Raw genomic sequence first — 24808 nt, 5'->3', positions numbered from 1 at the left:
ACAGGTAAAAATTAGGGTTTCTTTTTCTTCTCTGCGGAAGTCATTGATTGTTCGGGTGGTAAGTTTTTTCTGATATCAATTTGATACTCTTTTTCTGCAAGGTTTATCATCATATCAAAAATGATGGCCTTTTTATCTGCAACATACGCCTGTTTTTCTAAAAATGCTTTCTGTTTTTGAAGCAGTTTTACTTCAGCTTCTAACTCCATGATGCGTTGTTCTGGTGTTTTAGACATATTGGTTGGTGTTTGGTTTTCCCAATCAAAGTTACCATATTTTCTTAACCAACTCACTACTGTAGAGCGTGATTGGATACCGTACTTTTTCTTGCAAGCGGTAATTCCTAGTTTTCCTTCTTCGATATCTTTCACGATTTGAAGTTTTAAACTTAAACTGTAATCTTTCTGTGTTCGCTTTATATAAAGCATTTCTTGTTGTTCTTTCATAACGATGTTTTTTTTGTGTATCGTTATTTCAGGACTAGACAAATATTTGAAATAAAAAAGTCAGAAATTATTTTCTGACTTTTTTTGCTGCATTCAAGTTGATTTCTAAATCTTGTGTTATGTTTTTTACCGATGCGTATTGCGCATTACAAATCATCGTGGTAATTCTGTACGTTCCTTTCTGCACCAGAATATAATTTTCACCCATTTTAGGAACATCTAGATTATAGAATTTTTTTCCTTCGAACTTTACAATGAGGTTACATTCTGATTTATTTCTAATCAAAACGTAAGCATCTTTTTTATTGGGGTCATTATTAAATAAATGCGTAAGAACTTCGGCAGTACGTTTTGCTTTAGCATCTGGTTCTCCTTTCGCCTCACTTTTTTCTACCTGTTTTTCTAATTTCTCGGTATTCAGCGGTTGTATACTCGGTTTAGCGGCTGCATTTCCACTCCCAGTCATACCGTTTAACTTTCTTTGAAGAAAAGGAGTGTTTTTATTATCAGGATACTTTTTAATAAATTCTGCAATCACATTAGGGTCTTTACTCAGCATCGCTTTGTCTAATTCCTGAGAAGTTTGCGAAAACAAAAAGGTGGAAAAGACTAGCAAAATAAGAAGTAAAACTTTGTTTTTCATTTCAGTTTATTATCAATTATTTTTAGAAATATAACGCAAAAACCCTATTTTTAGTTTACACGAAATTTCATATCTTTGCAAATCAAAATTTATACCACAATAATAAACAAAAAATTTCAATTATGTATACACCAGTTGCTGCAGACGTAGCTAAACTTAGAAACACAACAGGTGCAGGTATGATGGACTGCAAAAAAGCGCTTACAGAAGCTGAAGGAGATTTCGAAAAAGCTATTGAAATCCTTAGAAAAAAAGGACAAAAAGTAGCTGCTAACAGAGCAGATAGAGAATCTACAGAAGGAGCTGTAATTGCTAAAGTAAATGCTGACCACACTGCAGGTGTTGTAATCGCATTAAACTGCGAAACTGACTTCGTTGCTAAAAACGAAAGCTTCGTAAAATTAGCTCATGATTTCGCTGAAAGAGCGCTTAATTTTGACTCTAAAGAAGATTTCTTAGCTTCTGACTATAATGGTATTTCAGTTGCTGAAAAATTAATTGAACAAACAGGAGTAATCGGTGAGAAAATTGAAATCGGTGCTTTTGAAAAATTAGCAGGTGATTTCGTAGGTTCTTACATCCACGCTGGTAATAAAATCGCTACTCTTACTTCTCTTTCTGCTAATGTAGAAGGTGCAGAAGATGCTGCTAAATCTGTAGCAATGCAAGTTGCTGCTATGAACCCAATCGCTTTAGACGAAACTCAAGTTTCTCAAGAAGTTATTGACAGAGAATTAGAAATCGAAAGAGATATCTTAACTAAAGAAGGAAAACCTGCAAACATTATTGACAATATCCTTAAAGGAAAAATGCAGAAATTCTACAAAGAAAACACTTTAGTACACCAAGCTTTCATTAAAGATGGAGGTATGTCTGTAGCTGATTTCGTAAAATCTGTAAACGGAGATTTAAAAGTAACAGGATTCAAGAGAGTTGCTCTTTCTTAATTCTTTTTAAATACTTAACTCATAAAAAACTCTGTAAGAAATTCTTACAGAGTTTTTTTATGCATTTTTTGATAATAATAAAGTAAATTTGCTGTCCATTTATAAAAAATGAATTCATCTAAGAATCTTAGTTTCATATTATTACTATTCATCACGTTCATTAATGCTCAATACATTAATGTAAACACTTCTTTTACTGCAAATGACTTAGTGGATAAGCTTATTGGCACCAATAACACTTGTTTATCTGTATCTAATGTTTCAGTAACCGGTTACAATTCTGGCGGAATAAAAAGTTATGGATATGTAAATGCCAATAGTTCTGGATTCGAAATAAACGAAGGAATTCTTCTTACTTCTGGAGATGCTGCCAATTCTCCTGGTTCATTTACAGGAATTCAAAGTTTTGGAAATAATTCTGGATGGAATGGAGACAATGATTTAGAAACTGCTGCAGGAATTTCTAATACTACCAATGCTACTATTTTGGAATTTGATTTTATTCCGAATACCAATAAAATTAGTTTTGATTACATGTTTCTTTCGGAACAGTATTTAAGACAAGGTGATCCTGGAACTTGCGGTTATACAGATGGATTTGCATTTTTAATTAAAAAAACTACAGACTCCAATTATAAAAATTTAGCTCTAGTTCCTAACACCAACACCCCTATCACTTCTGAAACGGTAAGAGGACCAGGTGGAAGATGCCAAGAAAGCAATTCACAATATTTTGGACATTACAATCCCAATGGAAGTCCCACAAGTTTTAACGGACAAACTGCTATTCTAACCGCAGAAACAGACGTAATTCCCGGTACTAAATATCACATAAAACTCGTGATTGCAGATCAAGGAAACGGCTTATACGATTCTGGGGTGATTTTAAAAGCAGGAAGTTTTGTTGGCAGTAAAGATTTAGGACCAGACAGATTGATTTCAACCAATAATCCGCTTTGTGAAGGAAGTACTTTAACTTTAGATGCTACTGTTTCTGGCGCAACTTATCAATGGTATCAAAACGGAAATATATTAACTGGAGAAACTTCTGCAATTTATACTGTAACTTCGGAAGGCAGATATGAAGTGAATATTTCATCTTCTAGCTGTAATTTAAAAGGCTCTATAACAATAGAATACATTGAAAAAGCTAAAGTAACCCCAAAAACTTTCACGAATTGCGATACTAATTTTGACGGAAATATCCCCATTAAATTAGATGACTTAAATGCTACTATTATTACCAATTACAAACCAGAATTTGTAGTAAAATATTATCAAAATTTAACAGATGCTACTCTTGGAAATGCCAATACTTTGCCCAATAATTGGTCTTACAATACAGACACTACCATTTATGTAAGAGTAGAAAATGGTGTTTGTGCTCCAGAAATTCAACCTATTGAATTCAAATTCGGGAATAAAATTTCAGTGACTAATTATTCTACCACGATTTGTGATGGCGATTTTAACAATACAGAAGCGGTAAATTTAGCGACTTATCTACCTCAACTAACCTCAGAAACTGGATATACACACCTATTTTATCTTACCAAAAATGATGCAGATTTAGAACAAAATCCTGTTGCTTCTTCACAGAATTTAACCGCAACTACTACTTTCTATGTAAGAATCAAAAAATCTGGAATTTGTGATAACATCGCTGCTCTTACGCTTAATTTCGGGCAACCCAAGACATCTACTACACTTCCAGCACAAGTTACCGTCTGCGAAGGAAGCATTACAACTTTAGATGCAGGAATTGGCTTTACTTCTTATCTTTGGAGCAATGGAGCCACAACTCAAACCATCACTGTAGGAAAAGGAGATTATTCTGTAGTGCTGACTTCTCCAAATTCGTGTACGTTTACTCAAAATGTAAAAGTTGTAGAATCTCCCAAAGCAATTGTAGATATTTCTAAATTTAATACTACCATTTGTGACCAAAATTTAGATGGAACTATCGAAGTCAATCTCAACAATGTTACTGCTGCAATTCTTCTCAATCCTGGAATCTATCGAGTTAAATATTACACAAATATAACCGATGCAAATGCTGGAAACGCGAATATTTTAAACAATTCTTGGTCATTTTCTACAGACACTACTATTTTTGCAAGGGTAGAATCTGATTATTGTCCTGCCCAGATTTATCCAATGGATTTCAAATTTGGGAATAGAGTGAATTTGTTAACTTCTACTAATTCTCAAGAGGTTTGTGACGATGATTTAGATGCTATAAAATCTGTAAATCTTAAAACATTTGAGTCTTTCTTTACCACAGACAATAGCGTTTCCATCACTTATTTCAACTCTGAAAATGATGCGAAAAATAATGTCAATCCTATTTCGAGTACACAAAATATTACTTCAACCGGAACTTATTTCTTAAGATTCGAAAAGTCAAATTCTTGTCCGAATTGGGCGAAAATTACGGTAAATATTAAAACACCAAAAGCTTCGACTACTCTTCAAAATGTAGAAATTTGTAAAAATGCAACGTATACTTTAGATGCAGGAACTGGCTTTGATAGTTATAAATGGAGCACTGGTGAAACTTCTCAAACGGTTACCAAAGGAATTGGGGAATATTATATTGATTTAGAATCAAACGGTTGTATTTATAGACAAAATGTGAAAATCATCGCTGCATCTGAACCTAGTATCGACAGCGTGATAGAACAAGGAAACAGCATTACCGTAAATGTTTCGGGTGGAACTGCGCCTTATGAATATTCTTTAGACCAAATCAATTGGCAGACTTCTAATATTTTTTACAATCTCAAGAGAGGCGTTCAGAAAGTATACGTAAGAGACAGTAAAAAATGTACCGTTAAAGAATATGAATTCTCCATCATTAAGCTACTTAACGCCATTACTCCAAATGGTGATGGATTAAATGACTTCCTAGATTACTCAGATTTACGAGTGAAAAAAGAGGTGAAAATTCTTATTTTTGACCGTTTTGGAAAGAAAATTTTCAGCAATGAAAATTCTACCAGCTTCATTTGGGACGGAACAGAAAACGGAAGACCTCTTCCTAGTAGTTCATATTGGTACATTCTAGAATGGACAGAGCCTGATACTGGCATTAAAATAAATAACAAAGGTTGGATTCTTCTAAAAAATAGAAATTAAAATTCTCCCGAAAAAAAACATTACATTTGTTAAGTTTTTTTTAACAAATGAAGAAATTATTTACTTTTTTACTATTCTTATTTTTTATCACGAAAAGTTTCGCTCAATTTGATACAGAACATTGGTTTGCACCAATGGCAGATGCATCTAATGGTTCTGAAGCTCAACAATATATTTATGTTTCCACTAATGAAACTACTCCTTTTAAAGTAGACATTTACAACAATAATATCGTCATAGGAACCATAAACAATCTGAGCAAAGGAAGTCCTCAGAAATTTTCTATTCCCAGAGAGTATATTATCACCAGTGATAATACAGAAATCAATGCAAAAGCTACTCTAGGTTTACATCTAGTAGGAGAAAAAAAATTCTTTGCCAATCTAAGATTTTCTGTCTTTAACCATGCCGAAATTCTCACTTCTAAAGGTAAATCTGCATTAGGAAAAAACTTCTATATAGGAATGGGAGAACAATACAATCCTAATAATGCAGCTAATAGAAATGGTTTAAATGCTATAGCGAGTGTAATCGCTACAGAAAACAATACTACGATAAAACTTAGTGGTTACAATAAAGATGTTATCTTTTCAGACGGAACTACTGATGACGAAAAAACCATCATCCTTAATAAAGGTGAATCTTATATTTTTGAAACTCGTGTTTCTGATGGAATCCCAAATTTAGATGGCCTTATTGGTGCAAACTTGTCAGCTGACAAACCAGTTTCGGTGACCAATGGAAATTTCCTTAGCCTTGCAGAAAATAAAGCGAATTATGATATTTTAATGGACCAATCTGCACCTACAGACAGATTAGGAACAGAATATGTAGTGCTAAAAGGTAATGGTACTGCCAATGGATTAACCAATGGTTACACAGAAAAATCTCTTGTTATTGCCACAGAAGACAACACTGAAGTTTACGTAAATGGAGCTAATACACCTATTACTACTCTTAGCAAAGGACAATTTTATTTCATAAGAGGAAATTTTTATAATCCTAGTGGCAACATTTATAACTTGTATATTAAATCTACCAAACCCATTTATGTATATCAGTTTTTAGCAGGAACTGATGGAGCCGATGGAACTCCAGAATTTGCGACGGGCGGTTTCAATTTTATTCCAGCACTAAGTTGTTATCTTCCGAGTAATATTGATGAAATAGGTTTTGTAAGTGAAATGCCATATCGCTCTTATTTTGAAAATTATTATAACACAAAACTCAATATTATTACCGAAAAAGGAGCAACTGTTTCTATCAACGGAACTCCAATTAACTCCAGTTATGGACCATTTGCGTTAAGTGGAAACTCTGCTTGGGAAACTTATGTAGTTCCCAATGTTTCGGGAAATGTTACTATAAAATCTACTAGATCTGTTACTGCGGGAATTGCTGCTGGTAATGGTGCAGTAGGTTACGGTGGTTATTTCGCAGGATTCAATTCCGTTCCCATTATTTCCAAAGGAGGCGATTGCGAAAAAGGAAATGTAACATTAGAAGTAGATAATACTTATGATGGTTATCAATGGTATTATAACGGTAATCCTTATACAGGACCTGGAGCAAATACCTACATCATCACTCCTACAGAAAGTGGAGATTACTACGTAAAAATTACCAAAGCCAGTTGTGGAAGCCTAGACTCTCCTATTTTTAAATTTCAAAGATGTCCTTTTAAAACAACATTAGTGATAGAAGTAAGCGACTGTGCTCCTACCTATAAAATCACTCCTAAATTTTCTACATCTACCCAAACTATAGATATTAGCTCTATAAAAATTACAAAAGCCCCATCTTACGGAACCGCTACTATAGATGCTACTACAGGCGAAATAACTTATACTTTAACGGATACTACTGTAATTTCAGATACTTTTACCTATTCTTTTTCTGGCACAGACCCTAATTATCCAGATACAGAATTTGTACCAGTAAATATTATTGTCAATAGATTAAAAACCATCACTGGTGAAGCGCTTGCTTGTATTAAACCCGATAAAACAGGGGATTTTGACCTTACACAAGCCAAAGTTTCTAATGACACCAACATTACCAAGGTAGAATATTTTGAAAATTATGATGCCGCAACGAAAACGTTCTCTAATCCTATTGCCAATTTCACCAGCTATAACTCTATCCCAAAAACGATTTATGCAAAAGTGACAAACAGCTATGGTTGTACAGAAATGGCAGAGATAAATTTGAATTTTTATCCTATTCCAAATATTGATACACTAAAATTTGATTCTACTTTATGCGATACTGATTTTGACGGACTTTACGAACCTGATTTTGATGAAATTTCTAAAACCATTGTAAATAATTCAGCAGATTTTGACATTTATTATTTTGACAACCCTGGATTTAATTTCCCTGCGTTACCAAAAAATTGGACTTATACTACACCAACCCGAATTTACATTTTAGTAGCTTCTAGAAATGGCTGTACCAATGCAACTGGCTTTTTGGATTTTAAAATTGGAAACAAACTTTCAGTTACAGACGCTACTTCTCAAATTTGTGATGGAGATTTTAACAATACAGAAGCGGTAAATTTAGCGACTTATTTACCTCAACTTACCTCAGAAACAAGCTATACTCATCAATTTTATCTCACCAAAAATGATGCAGATTTAGAACAGAATCCTATTTCTGCTTCACAGAATTTAACCTCAACTACTACTTTCTATGTAAGAATTAAAAAATCTGGAATTTGTGATAACATTGCTGCTCTTACGCTTAATTTCGGGCAACCCAATACATCCACCACACTTCCAGCTCAAGTCACTGTCTGCGAAGGAAGCACCACAACTTTAGATGCAGGAATTGGCTTTACTTCTTATCTTTGGAGCAATGGAGCCAGAACTCAAACAATTACTGTAGGAAAAGGAGATTATTCAGTAGTGCTGACTTCTCCAAATTCGTGTACTTTTACTCAAAATGTAAAAGTTGTAGAATCTCCAAAAGCCATTGTAGATATTTCTAAATTTAATACTACCATTTGTGACCAAAATTTAGATGGAACCATCGAAGTAAATCTCAACAATGTCACTTCTGCAATTCTTCTCAATCCAGGAATCTATCGAGTTAAATATTATACAAATATTACCGATGCAAATGCTGGAAGCACTAATGTTTTAAATACTTCTTGGTCATTTTCTACAGACACTACTATTTTTATAAGGGTAGAATCTGATTATTGTCCTGCTCAGATTTATCCTCTAGATTTTAAATTTGGGAATAGAGTAACGGTCTTAACTTCTACTCTTTCTCAAGAGGTTTGTGACGATGATTTAGATGCTATAAAATCTGTGAATCTTAAAACATTTGAATCTTTCTTTACCACAGACAATAGCGTTTCCATCACTTATTTCAACTCTGAAAATGATGCGAAAAATAATATCAATCCTATTTCGAGCACACAAAATATTACTTCAACAGGAACTTATTTCTTAAGATTCGAAAAAGTAAATTCTTGTCCGAATTGGGCGAAAATTACCGTAAATATAAAAACACCAAAAGCTTCTACTACTCTTCAAAATAAAACAATTTGTAAGAATACAACTACTGTTGTAGACGCTGGTACTGGTTTCACCTATTACAAGTGGAGCAACGGAACTGAAGGTGCTACATTACAAACCGCTACTTATGGAGTAGGAACGCATTCTGTAGAACTTACTTCTACAAATGGTTGTGTTTACAAGCAATCTTTTACGATTTCAGAAGCAGTAGACCCTGTAATTGACAGCGTGATAGAACAAGGAAACAGCATTACCGTAAATGTTTCAGGAGGAACTGCACCTTATGAATATTCTTTAGACCAAATCAATTGGCAAACCTCGAACATGTTTTATAATCTGAGATATGGTATACAAAAAGTCTACGTAAGAGATGCATATGTCTGTACACCTGTTGAATATGAATTTACCATTATTAATATTATCAATGCCATTACTCCAAATGGTGATGGAATAAATGACGTCTTAGATTACTCAGATTTACGAGTGAAAAAAGACGTGAAAATTTCTATTTTTGATAGATTTGGGAAAAAAGTGTACTCTAGTGAAAAACAATCCAATTACATTTGGAATGGAACAGAAAACGGAAGAAGTATCATCACGGGAACATATTGGTATGTTTTAGAATGGACAGAACCTGATACCAACACTAAGATTACTTATAAAAACTGGATTATTGTAAAAAACCGAAATTAATACGATACAAAGCTTCCTAAAATTTAGGAAGCTTTTTTATTAAGAAAATTTAATTTTCATGATTAAAAAAAAACGTTTAATTTTGCAAAGAAAGTAAAGATGTCTATTCACAACAAAATCGTAGAAACCGCCATCACTTTCGATGATGTGCTTCTTATCCCTTCTTACTCAGAAGTTTTACCCAATCAAGTTTCTCTTAAATCTAGAATTTCAGACAAAATCACGCTCAATGTCCCTATCGTTTCCGCAGCGATGGATACAGTTACAGAAGCAGATTTGGCGATTGCTATTGCCAGAGTTGGAGGTTTAGGTTTTATTCATAAAAATATGCCTATTCCAGAACAAGCTGCACAAGTAAACCGTGTAAAACGTTCAGAAAACGGAATGATTGCTGATCCTGTTACGCTTTCTAAAGATCATACTTTAGCCGAAGCTAAGGAACTTATGGCGAAATATAAAATTTCTGGACTTCCAGTAGTAGATACAGACAATAAATTAATTGGAATCATCACCAATCGTGATGTAAAATATCAAGAAAATCTTTCTGCAAAAGTAGAAGAATTGATGACCAAAGAAAATCTTATCACTTCTGATAAATCTACCAACTTAGAGCAAGCCAAAGAAATTTTGCTTAAAAACAGAATAGAAAAACTTCCGATTGTAGATTCAGAAAATCATTTAGTAGGATTAATTACCATAAAAGATATCGATAATCAATTAGAATATCCTCAAGCCAATAAAGACCAAAACGGAAGATTAATCGTAGGAGCTGGAGTTGGTGTAGGAGATGACACGATGACTAGAGTTGCTGCATTAGTAGAAGCTGGTGTAGATATTATCGCAGTAGATTCTGCGCATGGTCATTCTAAAGGTGTTCTTGATAAAATTACAGAAATTAGAAATGCTTTCCCAGATTTAGATATTGTAGGCGGAAACATCGTAACAGCAGATGCAGCTGAAGCTTTAATCAAAGCTGGCGCAAATGTTCTAAAAGTAGGAGTAGGTCCTGGCTCTATCTGTACAACAAGAGTTGTAGCTGGAGTTGGTGTCCCTCAACTTTCGGCGATTTATAATGTTTACGAAAAAGCTAAAGAATATAATGTAGCCGTAATTGCAGATGGTGGAATTAAACTTTCTGGTGATATTGTAAAAGCCATCGCTTCTGGAGCTGGTGCAGTAATGCTCGGCTCACTTTTAGCAGGAACTGAAGAAGCACCAGGTGAAGAAATTATTTTCCAAGGTAGAAAATTCAAATCTTATCAAGGAATGGGAAGTCTTTCTGCCATGAAACGTGGTGGAAAAGAAAGATATTTCCAAAGTGAAGCTAAAAAATTTGTTCCAGAAGGAATCGAAGGAAGAGTTCCATACAAAGGAAAATTAGAAGACGTAATCTTCCAATTAACTGGCGGAATAAGAGCAGGAATGGGTTATTGCGGAACAAAAGATATTGAAACTTTACAAAAAGACGGAAAAATGGTAATGATTACAGGTTCTGGTCTTAAAGAATCTCATCCTCACGATGTAATTATTACGCAAGAAGCTCCGAATTATTCACTATAATTCTTAGAAACTTTAAAATAGAAATCTCTCAAAAATTTTGAGAGATTTTTTTATTGTGCTTCTTTTTTATTTTTCACAAAAAACGATAATCCAATTCCCAAAGCTATTAAAACCAAAGCTACTTTATAGGCATATAATCCTGCATCTTCAGAGAAATGGTCTTTCATGTAAGCGGTGATTTGTGGACCTAAAATTCCACCAACTCCCCAAGCTGTAAGTGCTGCTCCGTAAACTATCGGCATCAGTTTTGTTCCAAAAAAATCTTTAATTAAAGATGGTAAAACCCCGAAACCTCCTCCATAATTCAGTAAAATCAAACAAACTCCTACAGAAAATAAAATGGGTGATTTAATAAAAATCAATGAAGCAAAAACGCCCATTTCTATCAAAAGTAATAATCTGAAAGTGGTTACTCTTCCTAATTTATCTGAAATACTTCCCAGAAAAATCTTCCTAACCCATTGAACAATGCACTAATTGCAATTAACGTGGCTCCACTTTTTTCTAGCGTTGCGGTGTCTATATTTACGTTTTCGGCTTTCAATAAGTCTTGTAATAAAGGTGATTGAAACGATATAAAAATCATTCCTGCAACTACATTAAACATGAAAATCAACCAAATGAAAATAAAGTTGAGAGAGAGAATCTCTTTGGTAGCACTTAATTTTTCAGCTGAAATTTCTGTCGATTTTTCTTCTGTTGGCAAGTTCAAAAAATTGGCAAAAAACGGAAGAAGAACCAAAAGAGTAATCCCAATTGCAAGGAAAGTTTTGGCTAAATCTTTTTCAAAATATTCTAAAAAAATCGGTGCGAGAAGTTTTGACATGAGTAAAGCGCCCAATCCAAATCCCATTACCACCATTCCAGTAATCAAGCCTTGTTTGTCTGGAAACCATTTAGAGACCGTAGCAACTGGTGTTACATAAGCCAAACCTAAACCAATTCCGCCCACAATTCCATACCCGAAATACAGCAACCACAAACTTTCGTTTTGTAAAGCGAAATAGGAAATAATATAACCGAAAGCGTAGAGAAATGCTCCTATTAACGCTAATTTTCTAGGCCCAAATTTCTGTAAATTTTGTCCGCCCCAACTTGCAGTCACCCCCAACATAAAAATGGCTAAACTAAATGCCCAAGCTGTTTCTGAATTGCTCCAACCAAAAGTTTCGGAGACGGTTTTCTGGAAAAAACTCCACGCGTAAACTGTTCCTAAACACAGATGTACTAAGGTCGCCATCACGGCAATAAACCATCTTTTTCCCGAATTCTGCATAGCACTTTTCATATATAATTTGACGATGCAAAATTATCACTTGAAAAAACTTCCAGAAATTTTATGCGGCTGAATTATCGCAGGTTTTCGAAATTTTATTTTCCAAGATTATTTTTAAAATCCTCTATTCTAAAATCTGTAGCGGCATTTCCTTTTTCTATTTTTTCTTTAGAATACAGTCGGTAATCGTTTTCGGTTTTGTCGAGAAGATAATCATAAGGTCCAACAGAGGAAATCAATTTTACCAAAACAGGCGAAATTTCTAGCGTAATAAACATCATCATAATGAAAAATGACGCAAGAGCCATAATAGAATTAGCATCTCCTAATTCAGAAAGCGCTTGTAATCTCGCAGCAAAACCATCAAATTTATTTTCTGCTTGTTCAGAATTTTTCTTTTCGGTTTGTAGATTTTGATATACTCCAGAAATTTGAGAATCCAAATATTTCAATCTCGGCTCCATTTGTTTTTGGTAGTTTTCTAAATCTTTTCTGCGCTGTTCTTTTAATTCAGATTTTCTTTTAGCATTCGTTCCGAAGCCTACTTTTCCTGAAGTTAAACCCGTTTTTGTTCCTAGAATTTCTTTTTCTAATTCCACCGCAGCAGAATCATAAGAAGCTTGATATGTGGCAATTTGTTTCTGAATTTTTTGTTTTTCTTCTGCAAAAGGACCAGATTGTTGCAAAATTCTACCATTCATGGTTTTCTGCAATTCCGTTTTATTTCTTTGGATGATAGTATTCAACTGTTTATTGACTTCTTTTTCAAAAATTTTCAATTCCAAAGGTTTTGAAATCACAATTCCAAGAAAAGTTGCCAAAATCAAACGCGGAACCGCCATGAAAAACTGATTCCAAAAACTCCCAGTTTTTTTGATGGAAGAAACAATATATCTATCGAGATTAAAAATCATGAGTCCCCATAAAATCCCAAATCCAGCCGAAATCCAAACATCTTCGAAAACCGTAAACATGGCATAACTTGCAGAAAGTGTAGCAAAAACGGCAGTGAAAAGTACAATTCCGCCAATTCCTGCATATTTATTCCATTCGCTGGGCGATTTTTGTAAAATATGAATATTAGAACCAGAACACATCATCAGAAATTTCTGAAATCCGTTCATTTGGTGATACATACCGTTTTTGGTAGGAATATTTTTATCTGGAGTTTGCGTTTTATTTTCCATAGGAATATTTTTTGATTGGTCGAATAATAACGCAACAATGTTACGAATAGTATTAGGTTTTACACAGTAAAATACTTGTAAAATCATTTTACAATTTTAAATTATTGAATTACAGCAAACTAAAATTTAATTTTACAAGATTTAGAACACTGAAAATTACTTAATTCTATCAGGATTTTGTTTCAAAAAACTTGCCCAACCAGTGTAATTTTTATCATTTTCAGGCTTTCCTAGATTGAAGCTATGACAAACCGCCACTGCTAAACCATCAGAAGCATCAAGATATTTGGTAGGAAATTCTTTCATCGCAAGAAGATTTTGCAGCATTCCTGCCACCTGTTCTTTGCTAGCGTTTCCGTTTCCTGTGATTGCCATTTTCACTTTTTTTGGAGAATATTCGGTGATGGGAATATCACGATGAAGACTTGCTGCCATTGCTACACCTTGCGCTCTTCCTAATTTGAGCATAGATTGAACGTTTTTCCCGAAAAATGGAGCTTCTAGCGCAACTTCGTCTGGATGAAATTCATCAATCAAGGCTAAAGTTTTGTCAAAAATCCTTTTGAGTTTCGTTTCATGATTGGGTTCTTTTTTCATTACCAATTCATCAATGGCAATGAGTTTCATTTTTCCTTTATATACAGAGATAATCCCGAAACCCATTACAGAAGTTCCCGGGTCAATTCCCAAAATGATTTTTTCGGCTTGCATAGGGCAAATGTAGAGATTTTTTTTCTTTAGAAATAAAGCTATCTCACGTTAGAATTATTATAATTTCTAATCACGAAATTGAGTCCAGATTCTAGAATTTCGCCCATAGATTGACATTTTTTGAACTGAATGCTATAAGTAAGTTTATGCAAACCTGCTTTCAATTCTTCTACATGTTCTGGTTTAGAAATCTCATCTCTTTTCATAATTTCTAACAAATGAGGCAACCTTCCGTCTGTACTGGCGCGTTTTGCAATGGCAGAACGAACTTCTTTTCGGTATTGTTCTATGGAATTGGGTTTAAGTCTATCATAAACCATTTCTACCATTTTTTTATTTTCTTTGAAATATTGAGGCAGATAAATTTTGAGATTTCCTTCGTAGCACTGTTGGTCAAAATCAATCGGACGAATTCTATACACCACTTGGTCAAAATCATGTGCAGGAATCACCACGTAATTGTAAGAACGCATATCTCCGAGTAAACCGATGAGACATCTTTCGTTAAATTTCACAAATTCTTTGGCAATTTGAGCTTTTTCTTGAGGTGAACAAAGGTCTAAATGCTTTTCTATAAAGACATCTCCAGGAATTCCTAAAATATGTTCCTCAATTAAAGTGTCTTTGTACAAAAGGAAATTAATACGATTTGGAGACAAAATTTCTTCTAGTTCCAGTCCGTAAATTCTAGAAGCATCTGCTTTTTTAATGTAAAAATTGGTGTAATTATCATTCAGAATATTTCTTACTCTAATTCTGAACGGTTTAGAATTCCCAAACGTACAAAAATGAATAGAATCAACTTTCAAAAAAGGAAGTACATCTACATCACCATCAGAATGTAAAAGCGTGTAAATTTTATTGAGATTGGCTTCGATTTCGGCGTGTTCAAATTCTGGGTAATACACATTGAGCCAAAGTGTGTCCTTGCCTTCTTTATCATGAACAGGCATATAATCTGAAAAACGCAATAAATCATCATAATAAAATCTGATATTGGTAAGTCGATGATTTTTTTCCAAATAATCCATCAATTCTGGATTTACGGGATACATTGGTTTTCTGAATTCTATTTTTACGTCTTTCATCCTCCTGAATTTGTCTTTTCAAAGATACAAAATCTTTTGCAGGGCTTTTCTTTAACCTCAACAAAAAACCTCCAAGAAAATCTTGAAGGTTCATTTATCATATTAAATATTTTTAAGCTTTTACAGGAATAGTTTTCAGCTGTCTGAAGGTAATCATTCTGTAATTTTCTTCGTCCCAAAGTGTATAAAAAGCATATTTAATACTGCTTAATAACGTAATAGTCGTCACATATTTTTGGAAAATAGGATTCTCCTTGCTGCATTTTTCTAATTTATAGAAAGGAACTTTCGGAGCCAAATGGTGAATGTGGTGATACCCAATATTTCCTGTGAAAAAGTTGAAAATTTTTGGCAATTTATAATAAGAACTTCCTTTAATTGCTGCTAAAAGATACTGCCAATCTTCTTTCCATGCTTTGTAATTTGGGTCGTGCTGATGTTGCATGTAAAAAAACCAAATTGCTGTAAAAGCAAACGTGATAAGGATAGGAATATATAAAAGTGCTAATTTTTTAAAACCTTCGATAAGGTCAAAACTTGGCAAGCTTAAAATCACTCCTAAAATGGCAAAAAATCCTAATAAGTATAAATTGGTTCTCAACAGCGTTAAACGCTCTTTTTCCCAACCTTTAAATTTGATAAAAGGAATTCTGTTGTGAATAAAAATGTAGTAAATCGGTCCCAAAACAAACATTACAGGAACGGAACGATAAATTCTGTATTTAATCTTTCCCCAATTAGAAAGTTCATTGTATTCTCTCACCGTCAACAAGGTAACATCTCCGATGGTTCTGGTATCTAATTGACCTTGATGTGCGTGATGATGATTATGAGAACGTGCCCAATATTTGTATGGAATACACGTCATCAAACTCATTAGAAATCCTGTTCTATCATTTTTAGTTCTGTCCGGAAAAAAAGATTGATGCCCGCAATCATGCTGAATAATAAAAATTCTGGTTAAAAATAATCCTGCCAAAAAGCAAATTCCTAAAGCTCCCCAAAATTGAAATTCATAAACTATGGCTGCCGCTATAAAAAGCAAACCGAAAGGTAAAACTGTTTTCCAAACCTCTTTTCTTGCTAATTTTACTTCTGGTGTAGCATAAGGTTTGATGAGTTCCTTCCAGTTTTTTAAGTCGTTAATAATGTTTTGTTCTCCTCTCATTTAATTATTATGTTAAAAAGACAAAGATATTATTCTATGAATAAAAATTTTAAATTTTAAGACTATTTAACGTATAAATAATTAAATTCGTGAAAAATAAAATCATGAATCGCAAAGAATTTCTTACCACTTCTCTTGGCGCAACTTTAGGTGTAGCATTTTTACCTCAACTGTTGGCTTGTACTTCACAAAGAAACATTTACAATGCATTACTTCCTTTAAAAGGCGAGGTTTCTAAAATAAGAGGAAATGTGAGCAGTTTTACCAATCGTGGTGGAACCGTAGGTTTGTTAGAAACCAAAGATTCATTTGTAGTCATCGATGCTCAATTTCCAGATTTTATTCAACCTTTAATCGATTCTATTTCTCATGTCAAAGGAAAACCGATTGAGTTTTTGTGCAACACGCATCATCACGGAGATCACACTGCAGGAAATTTCGCTTTTAAAGATTTGACTCAAAAAATTGTGGCACAAAAGAATGTTCCAGAATTGCAGAAAAATGCAGCAGAACTCGCTAAAAATTTAGAGAAACAAGTTTACGCCAATATTTTATTTGAAGACCAATACCTCATCAAATCTGGTGGAGAAAGAGTAACCGCTTATCATTTCGGAGCGGGACATACGTTTGGTGACGCGATGTATCATTTCGAAAAAGACAATGTGGTTCACATGGGAGATTTAATGTTCATCAACATGATTCCTGTTTATCGCGTAAAAGATGGTTCTAATTTTAGAAGTTGGATTTCTGTTTTAGAAAAAGCCATTTCTACTTTTGACAAAGACACTTTATTTATTTTCGGACATGCTCCAGATAAAAATCTCACAAAAGGAAACCTAGAAAATCTCACCGAAATGAGAAATTTCTTAGAAGCAAGCGCAGATTTTATTAAAAAATCTCTCGCCGAAGGAAAAACCACAGAACAACTTACCGAAAATCTAGTAGTTCCAAAATTTGAACACCGAAAAGCCATGAACAAAGATTTCACCAAAACCTTTGTAGAGGGTATTGCTAGTCAGTTGTAAAATTTACCAATTTTCAGAATAAATTTTTATTGAAACGTTTATTTATATAATGATTCTTATCATGTTTATTTATTAATTGCAACATGTAAGTTGAACATTTTGTTTAATAGTTTGTAACTTTATATACCAATTTTACAGACATGAAAACAAAATTATTTTCTCTGATTTTAGCATTGGTTTTTTATTCTTTACCTTCTCAATTCTTGGTAAATGACAGTTTTGAAACTGATGCTTTAGGAACTTTACCTTCTGGTTACACCATTAAATATAACGGAACAGGAACTGCAAATCAAAAAGTGGTAAATACTGTAGTGAAAAATGGTGCACAATCTCTACAACTAGAAGGAGCAGGTAGCTGGTCTGCAGAACTCTATAGAACAATTACTTTTCCACAATTAGTAACGGTAGAAACTTTTATTAATGTAGATTTAGCCGCAAATGGGCTTTCTGCGGGAATTGGAATTGGAGATTTAAACATCGGAACTTGGGGAACTAGAGTTTCAAGATTAGAGTTTACAAGTTCTGGAGGAAGTAGAAGAATTGACATTACTTCTTACAAAGGAAGTTTCGGTCCTAGATACCTATTGATGATGAATTATCAACCTAACACTTGGTATCACATCAAAATTGAACATAATTTAAACACCAAAAAAGCCAAAGTATATATCGATGGAAATCTCATGACGGGAATTTACAACAGTCAAGATTATACAGAATTTGATTTAGAACCTACCGTTACTCCTATACATTTACAATTATTAGCAGGAAATGCAGGAACAGCTAGAGCAATGTTTGATGATGTAAAAGTGTATGAAACCTCTGCATTATCCGTAAATGATATTCCAAAAAATGAAGGCTATTTATATCTTTCTGAATCTCAAAATGAATTAATACTCAAAAACTTAAAAACGCCTCTAGAATACAACCTTTACAATGCTTCTGGCAAACTTATTAAAAAAGGAGAAATGAAAAATACTCTAGACATATCTGAGCTTCCAAAAGGAGTTTATATTTTCACTTCTTCAGACAACTCATTTTCAAAGAAATTTTTGAAAACAAAATAGAATAAGTATTAAATAAAAAACTCCAGAAATGGACTGCCCCCAAAAAGTTAGACACTTTTTAGGGGTATTTTTTATGGGAAAAAGTAAATATTCAGTAGACTTTAAATTAAAAGCTATAAAGAGATATCACAAAGGGGACATTGGAACAGACGATTTAGGAAAACGCATTGGAGTTTGTGGTTCCTTGGTTCGTAAATGGATAAAATTTTATGAACTTTATGGAGTTTCAGGACTTGTTCGGCTTTCCAATACGCATTACACAAAAGATTTTAAATTAAAGATTTTATCAGTAATTGAGAAAGAGAATTTAAGTTTAAAAGAAGCGTCGAGAAGGTTTAATATTCCTGCGGAGTCCAGTATTCTTAGTTGGCAGCGTAATTACAAAAAAAATGGTATTTTAGGTTTAGAAAACAGACCCAGAGGAAGACCTAAAACCATGAGTAATTACAAGCGAAAAAAAAAGAAAACAGGCAAACCCTTAACAAGGGAGGAAAAACTGTTGGAGAGGATTTATTATTTAGAAGCCGAGAACGCCATTTTAAAAAAGTTAGACGCCTTAATTCAGGAAAGGAAAAATCCAAAGCCATCGAAGAGTTAAGGCAGGACTTTGATTTAGCAGTACTGCTGCATTGTACATCGATGGCAAGAAGCAGTTTTTATTACTATCAAAAACGCTTTCAAATGAAAGATAAATATGCGGAAATAAAAGAAATGATTAATCAGATTTATCATCGTCACAAAGGAAGGTTGGGCTATAGAAGAATTACTTTGCTTTTGAAAGAAAAAGGAATTTTGATTAATCACAAAACTGTTTTACGACTTATGAAAACATTAGGATTAAAGAGTATTATCCGAGTGAAGAAATATAAATCTTACAAGGGAGAGCAAGGGAAAATTGCGCCCAATGTTCTACAGAGGAATTTCAAATCGGACACTCCTAATCAGAAATGGGCAACCGATGTTACAGAGTTTAATGTATCGGGTAATAAACTTTACCTATCTCCAATCATCGATTTATTTAATGGTGAAATTGTCAGTTTTGACTTATCTGAAAGACCTGTGTTTAGCCAAATCATCAGAATGCTAAAGAAATCATTCAGAAAAGTAAAATCTACACAAAACATCATTCTACATTCTGATCAAGGTTGGCAATATCAAATGAAACATTACCAAAACTTGTTAAAAGAAAAAGGTATTATTCAAAGTATGTCCCGAAAAGGAAACTGTTTGGACAATGCGGTGATAGAAAACTTTTTTGGAACGATAAAATCAGAAATGTTTTATACCAGAAAGTTTGGTTCCATTCAGGAACTTAAGATCGAAATAGTGAAGTACATTCACTATTACAACAATGATAGAATAAGACTCAATCTCAAAGGAAAGAGTCCGGTACAGTACCGAACTCTTTCCTTTGAGAATATTGTTTAATTTTGTCTAAACTTTTGGGTGCAGTCTAAAATTCTGGAGTTTTTTATTGTCGTGATAATCGGTAGTTGAGCAAAGTCGAAATTACATATTCCTTCGGTATTTTCCGCCCACTTCGAAAAGTGCGTTGGTAATTTGTCCGAGAGAGCAATATTTCACCGCTTCCATCATCACTTCGAATAAATTTTTCTGATTGATGGCAGCCAATTGAAGTTTCTGCAACCATTCTTGAGTTTTATCTTCGTTGGATTTTTGGAAATTCTCTAAATTCTGAATCTGCAATTGCTTTTCTTCTTCAGTAGAACGAATTACTTCTCCCGGTAAAACCGTTGGCGAACCATCTTTTCCGAGGAAAGTATTCACGCCGATAATTGGATATTCTCCTGTATGTTTTAGCCATTCATAATGCATCGATTCCTCCTGAATTTTAGAACGCTGATACATGGTTTCCATTGCTCCTAGAACTCCGCCTCGTTCTGTAATTCTGTCAAATTCTGCATAAACCGCTTCTTCTACCAAATCCGTCAATTCTTCAATAATGAAAGAACCTTGCAACGGATTTTCGTTTTTCGCTAAACCTAATTCTTTATTGATGATTAACTGAATCGCCATTGCTCTACGTACAGATTCTTCAGTTGGCGTGGTAATCGCTTCATCATAAGCATTGGTATGCAACGAGTTACAGTTGTCATAAATTGCGTACAACGCTTGAAGCGTGGTTCTGATATCGTTAAAATCAATTTCTTGTGCGTGAAGTGAACGACCAGAAGTTTGAATGTGGTACTTCAACATTTGGCTTCTTTCATCAGCTCCATATTTAAGTTTCATTGCTTTTGCCCAAATTCTTCTCGCTACTCTACCGATTACCGCATATTCTGGATCAATTCCATTAGAGAAAAAGAAAGATAAATTCGGAGCAAAATCATTGATATTCATACCTCGGCTTAAATAATATTCCACATACGTGAAACCATTTGCCAATGTAAACGCCAACTGAGAAATTGGGTTCGCGCCAGCTTCAGCAATGTGATAACCAGAAATAGAAACCGAGTAGAAATTTCTCACTTTATTTTGAATGAAATATTCCTGAACATCGCCCATTAATCTCAAAGCAAATTCCGTAGAGAAAATACACGTATTCTGCGCTTGATCTTCTTTCAAAATATCCGCCTGAACCGTTCCACGAACCGTTGCAATAGTTTCTGCTTTTATCTTTTGATACGTTTCTACATCTACAATTTCATCACCTGTTAAACCAAGCAATTTAAGACCTAAACCATTATTAGATTCTGGCAAATTACCATTATAAACTGGTCTTTTTAAGCCTTTATCATCAAATTTTGCTTTGAGTTTTTCTTCAACTTTAGACCAAAGATTGTTTTCTTCAATGTATTTTTCTACATTTTGGTCGATCGCTGCATTCATGAAAAATGCCAAAATCATTGGAGCAGGGCCATTAATCGTCATCGAAACTGAAGTCAATGCATTGATTAAATCAAAACCTGAATATAATTTTTTAGCGTCATCTAAAGTCGCGATAGAAACTCCCGCATTTCCAATTTTTCCGTAAATATCGGGTGGGAATGCAGGATCTTGACCATATAAAGTCACAGAATCAAACGCTGTAGAAAGTCTTTTCGCAGGCATTTCCGCCGAAACATAATGGAATCTTCTGTTGGTACGTTCTGGACCGCCTTCACCCGCAAACATTCTGGTAGGATCTTCTCCCGTTCTTTTGAAAGGATAAATTCCCGAAGTGTAAGGAAAAGCTCCCGGAACATTTTCCTGACCTTTCCAACGGATTAAATCGCCCCAATCTTGGAATTTTGGCAAAGCAATTTTTGGAATTTTAAGATGCGAAAGTGATTCGTATTTGGTTTCTACCTTAATTTCTTTTCCACGAACTAAATAAGAGAATGTATCTTGTTGCATTTCTTCTTTGAAATGATGCCAACCTTGAAGGAATAATCTGTTTTCTTCCGAAAGCTCTTTTTTGGTTTTTAGGAAAACTTTTTCAAGTTTATCTGTAGTATGTTCATCATCTGTAATCAGCGCTTTAGCACCATCAATAAGGTACATTTTCTTAGCGATTAGCGCTTGTTCTTCAACTTGTTTATCGTAATTTTTATTATTGTCTACGATTTCAGAAAGATAACGAACTCTTTTCGGTGGAATAATGGTAGATTCTTCCGAAACGTTTTGTTCTTCGTATGATTTTAAATCTAATGAAGTGAATTTAGCATTTACTTTTTCAATCAATGCATTGTACAAAGCGGTAGTTCCCCAATCGTTAAACTGACTTGCCTTCGTAGAAAAAACTGGCATTTCTTCTAATGGAGTTTCCCATAATTGGTGGTTACGCTGAAATTGTTTTCTCACCGCTTGAATCGCATCTAAAGCTCCTCTTTTGTCAGATTTATTCAATGCAATTAAATCTGCATAATCCAGCATATCAATTTTTTCTAACTGAGTAGAAGCACCATATTCTGGCGTCATTACATACATAGAAACATCTGCAATTTCAGTAATTTCTGAACCAGATTGACCAATTCCCGAAGTTTCTAAAATAATAATATCTGGATTTGAAATCTTCAAAACATCTAATGCAGAATGAATGTAAGGCGAAACCGAAACATTATTCTCTCGAGTTGCCATAGACCGCATGTAAACTCTAGAATCATTAATAGAATTCATTCTGATTCTATCGCCGAGAAGAGCGCCTCCTGTTTTCTTTTTAGAAGGGTCTACAGAAATAATCGCAATTTTTTTATCTGCGTTTGCTCTTAAAAATCTACGCACCAATTCATCTGTTAATGAAGATTTACCAGCGCCTCCAGTTCCTGTAATCCCGATGATGGGAATATGGAAATTTTTCGCTTTTTCCTTTAAAGCGGTAACCAATTCTGGTTTTTCATCTGAGAAGTTTTCTACTGCAGAAATTACTTGCGCGATAGATTTAGCATCTTCAAATTTGATATTTTCGATATCAGAAACGGTAATATTTTCACCAGTAGCAAAATCAGATTTTTGAACCAAATCATCAATCATTCCTTGCAATCCCATTTCTCTACCATCATCTGGAGAATAAATTCTATCGATTCCATACTCCATTAAATCTTTAATTTCTTCGGGAAGAATTACTCCACCACCTCCACCAAAAATTTTGATTTGAGGAGAGTTCTTCTCACGAAGTAAATCATAGATGTATTTAAAATATTCATTATGACCGCCTTGATAAGACGTAAGTGCAATAGCGTTTGCATCTTCTTGAATAGCACAGTTTACTACTTCTTCTGCGGATTTATCATGACCAAGGTGAATGACTTCGCATCCCGTTCCTTGAATCACTCTTCGCATAATGTTAATGGCAGCGTCGTGTCCGTCAAAAAGTGAGGCTGCTGTAACTACTCTTACCTTGTTGTTAGGTTGATATTTTTGGGTTTCCATAAATAACTTTTCGATAGGTCTCAAAGATAGAAAAATCCCGAGAATTGAAAATTTAAGTATTTTTGTAAAAATTTTAAAACATGAAGAGAGCTTTATTATATACGATAGCAGGAACTTTAATCAGTTTTTTAATCAATCATTTCTTATTAGAAAGTGGTGGATTATGGCTGGAACTTTTTTACAGTTTTGCTTTCGGATTAGCTTGGGGAATGGCTTTTTATTTAGACAATCCTGTCATTTCTTTGCCTAAAAAGTTAGGAATTTCTTTTGGCGCGATGATTTTTTTAGTACTCATAGGCGTTTTCATTTTTGATTTAGAAAAGGCTTTACCTTCAGTTTTTAAGTTTTCTATAGTATTTGTAGGGTATTATTTATTGGCAAGTTTCAGAAACAACAAGTCATTAAGAGATTGAAAATTAATTTTTTAAGGTTAAATTTACGTTTAAATCTTGATAAAGTTTTTCAATTCCAAAAAAAATTAATACCTTTGCACACCTTTTTAGGGGAAAATTATGTTTAATCGTAAACGATAATAAGTGAATACATTAAGTTACAAAACCGTATCAGCTAACAAAGCTACCGCTAAGAAAGAATGGGTTGTGGTAGATGCAGCTGGGCAACCATTAGGAAGATTAGCTTCTAAAGTTGCAAAGATTTTGAGAGGTAAGCACAAAACGAATTACACTCCACACGTAGACTGTGGTGATAACGTAATCGTTTTGAATGCAGAACAAGTTGCTTTATCTGGCAACAAGTGGGCAGACAAAGAATATATTTGGCATACTGGATATCCAGGTGGTCAAAAATCGTTAACTGCTGAAGAAGTGCACAAAAAAGACAATTGTAAATTGGTAGAAAAATCTGTAAAAGGAATGTTACCAAAAAACAAATTAGGAAGTGTTATCTACAAGAATTTGTATGTATACGCTGGGTCTGAGCATAAGCACGAAGCACAGCAACCAAAAGTTATTAACCTTAACGAAATTAAATAATTATGTCTATAGTTCACAAGATTGGAAGAAGAAAAACTTCTGTAGCTAGAGTTTACGTGAAACCAGGTACTGGTAACATCACTGTAAATGGTAAAGATGCAAAAACTTACTTCTGTACTGACATGTTAGTATATAAAGTAAACCAACCGTTCTTATTAACTGAAACTGTAGGTCAGTACGATGTTACTGTAAACGTTTTCGGTGGTGGAATTACAGGTCAAGCTGAAGCAATTAGACTAGGGATTTCTAGAGCACTATGTGCAATTAATGAAGAAAACAGATTAGCGCTTAAGCCAGCTGGTCTTCTTACTAGAGACGCTAGAATGGTAGAAAGAAAAAAACCAGGTCAGAAAAAAGCAAGAAAGAGATTCCAATTCTCAAAACGTTAATCTTTTTTCTCGGTTTATTTACAAATTATTACAAAAATTGCCCGTTATGTTTAGCACCCAAACTTTACTCCCATCCAACGTA

The 24808-nt window shown here is 34.0% G+C and carries 19 protein-coding genes; 10 read left to right on the top strand and 9 right to left on the bottom strand.

Annotated elements, in window-relative coordinates; genetic code table 11:
* Positions 1-11 precede the first annotated feature (11 nt).
* On the bottom strand, positions 12-446 hold the full coding sequence (locus EB819_RS12790; protein WP_069798844.1) for a transposase: 435 nt from the start codon (positions 444-446) through the stop codon (positions 12-14).
* A 67-nt stretch (positions 447-513) separates the two neighbouring features.
* Entirely contained in the window at positions 514-1089 is a 576-nt protein-coding gene (locus tag EB819_RS00175) for a DUF6759 domain-containing protein (RefSeq protein ID WP_069798826.1), read from the bottom strand.
* Between the two features lie 122 nt (positions 1090-1211).
* On the opposite strand from EB819_RS00175, the gene tsf reads away from it, so the two are divergent.
* The 4 genes from tsf to guaB all read left to right on the top strand — a co-directional run bounded on the left by tsf (position 1212) and on the right by guaB (position 10954).
* Positions 1212-2036 (top strand): translation elongation factor Ts, encoded by an 825-nt coding sequence (gene tsf / locus EB819_RS00170; RefSeq protein ID WP_069798828.1) that lies wholly within the window; start codon positions 1212-1214, stop codon positions 2034-2036.
* A gap of 108 nt (positions 2037-2144) precedes the next feature.
* The gene (locus tag EB819_RS00165; RefSeq protein ID WP_069798830.1) at positions 2145-5174 is read left to right on the top strand and encodes an FIDD domain-containing protein; all 3030 of its coding nucleotides are present in this window, start codon (positions 2145-2147) and stop codon (positions 5172-5174) included.
* Between the two features lie 47 nt (positions 5175-5221).
* Complete coding sequence (locus EB819_RS00160) at positions 5222-9394, top strand: FIDD domain-containing protein (protein WP_074650983.1); 4173 nt, start codon at positions 5222-5224, stop codon at positions 9392-9394.
* 99 nt (positions 9395-9493) lie between these two features.
* Positions 9494-10954, top strand: a complete 1461-nt coding sequence (gene guaB / locus EB819_RS00155) for an IMP dehydrogenase (protein WP_069798834.1) — start codon at positions 9494-9496, stop codon at positions 10952-10954.
* A gap of 50 nt (positions 10955-11004) precedes the next feature.
* On the opposite strand, the gene EB819_RS12805 is transcribed toward guaB, so the two are convergent.
* From EB819_RS12805 to EB819_RS00130, 6 genes are all read right to left on the bottom strand, one after another.
* Positions 11005-11388, bottom strand: a complete 384-nt coding sequence (locus EB819_RS12805; protein WP_245993259.1) for an MFS transporter — start codon at positions 11386-11388, stop codon at positions 11005-11007.
* Positions 11373-12242, bottom strand: coding sequence for an MFS transporter (locus EB819_RS00150; protein ID WP_245993172.1), 870 nt, complete (start codon positions 12240-12242; stop codon positions 11373-11375). The genes EB819_RS12805 and EB819_RS00150 overlap by 16 nt, the downstream gene beginning before the upstream one ends.
* 83 nt (positions 12243-12325) lie before the next feature.
* On the bottom strand, positions 12326-13366 hold the full coding sequence (locus tag EB819_RS00145; protein ID WP_124878774.1) for a DUF4407 domain-containing protein: 1041 nt from the start codon (positions 13364-13366) through the stop codon (positions 12326-12328).
* 207 nt (positions 13367-13573) lie between these two features.
* Complete coding sequence (ruvC, locus tag EB819_RS00140) at positions 13574-14128, bottom strand: crossover junction endodeoxyribonuclease RuvC (protein WP_069798835.1); 555 nt, start codon at positions 14126-14128, stop codon at positions 13574-13576.
* 38 nt (positions 14129-14166) lie between these two features.
* Positions 14167-15216: a hypothetical protein gene (locus tag EB819_RS00135; RefSeq protein WP_069798837.1), complete on the bottom strand. Its 1050-nt coding sequence runs from the start codon at positions 15214-15216 to the stop codon at positions 14167-14169.
* A 112-nt stretch (positions 15217-15328) separates the two neighbouring features.
* Positions 15329-16384, bottom strand: coding sequence for a fatty acid desaturase (locus EB819_RS00130; protein WP_069798839.1), 1056 nt, complete (start codon positions 16382-16384; stop codon positions 15329-15331).
* A 104-nt stretch (positions 16385-16488) separates the two neighbouring features.
* Between EB819_RS00130 and EB819_RS00125 the strand changes: the two genes are divergently transcribed.
* The 3 genes from EB819_RS00125 (at position 16489) to EB819_RS12975 (ending at position 19901) form a co-directional block, all read left to right on the top strand.
* Positions 16489-17409, top strand: coding sequence for an MBL fold metallo-hydrolase (locus EB819_RS00125; protein ID WP_069798840.1), 921 nt, complete (start codon positions 16489-16491; stop codon positions 17407-17409).
* A 140-nt stretch (positions 17410-17549) separates the two neighbouring features.
* Entirely contained in the window at positions 17550-18473 is a 924-nt protein-coding gene (locus EB819_RS00120; protein WP_069798842.1) for a T9SS type A sorting domain-containing protein, read from the top strand.
* A gap of 73 nt (positions 18474-18546) precedes the next feature.
* A protein-coding gene (locus EB819_RS12975) for an IS3 family transposase (RefSeq protein WP_394337960.1) occupies positions 18547-19901 on the top strand; the annotation gives its coding sequence in 2 pieces (ribosomal slippage) (positions 18547-19021 and positions 19021-19901; 1356 coding nt in all).
* Positions 19902-19982: 81 nt separating this feature from the next.
* On the opposite strand, the gene EB819_RS00105 is transcribed toward EB819_RS12975, so the two are convergent.
* Positions 19983-23345 (bottom strand): methylmalonyl-CoA mutase family protein, encoded by a 3363-nt coding sequence (locus tag EB819_RS00105; protein ID WP_069800995.1) that lies wholly within the window; start codon positions 23343-23345, stop codon positions 19983-19985.
* Between the two features lie 80 nt (positions 23346-23425).
* Between EB819_RS00105 and EB819_RS00100 the strand changes: the two genes are divergently transcribed.
* The 3 genes from EB819_RS00100 to rpsI all read left to right on the top strand — a co-directional run bounded on the left by EB819_RS00100 (position 23426) and on the right by rpsI (position 24726).
* Positions 23426-23758, top strand: a complete 333-nt coding sequence (locus EB819_RS00100; protein ID WP_069800993.1) for a hypothetical protein — start codon at positions 23426-23428, stop codon at positions 23756-23758.
* 123 nt (positions 23759-23881) lie between these two features.
* Complete coding sequence (gene rplM / locus EB819_RS00095; RefSeq protein WP_069800991.1) at positions 23882-24337, top strand: 50S ribosomal protein L13; 456 nt, start codon at positions 23882-23884, stop codon at positions 24335-24337.
* 2 nt (positions 24338-24339) lie between these two features.
* On the top strand, positions 24340-24726 hold the full coding sequence (rpsI, locus tag EB819_RS00090; RefSeq protein WP_069800989.1) for a 30S ribosomal protein S9: 387 nt from the start codon (positions 24340-24342) through the stop codon (positions 24724-24726).
* Positions 24727-24808: the final 82 nt, after the last annotated feature.

The organism is Cloacibacterium normanense (genome assembly GCF_003860565.1).
GTDB lineage: Bacteria > Bacteroidota > Bacteroidia > Flavobacteriales > Weeksellaceae > Cloacibacterium > Cloacibacterium normanense.
The sequence above is the reverse complement of the archived record's forward strand: the minus strand, read 5'-3'. Positions and strand labels throughout refer to the sequence as shown.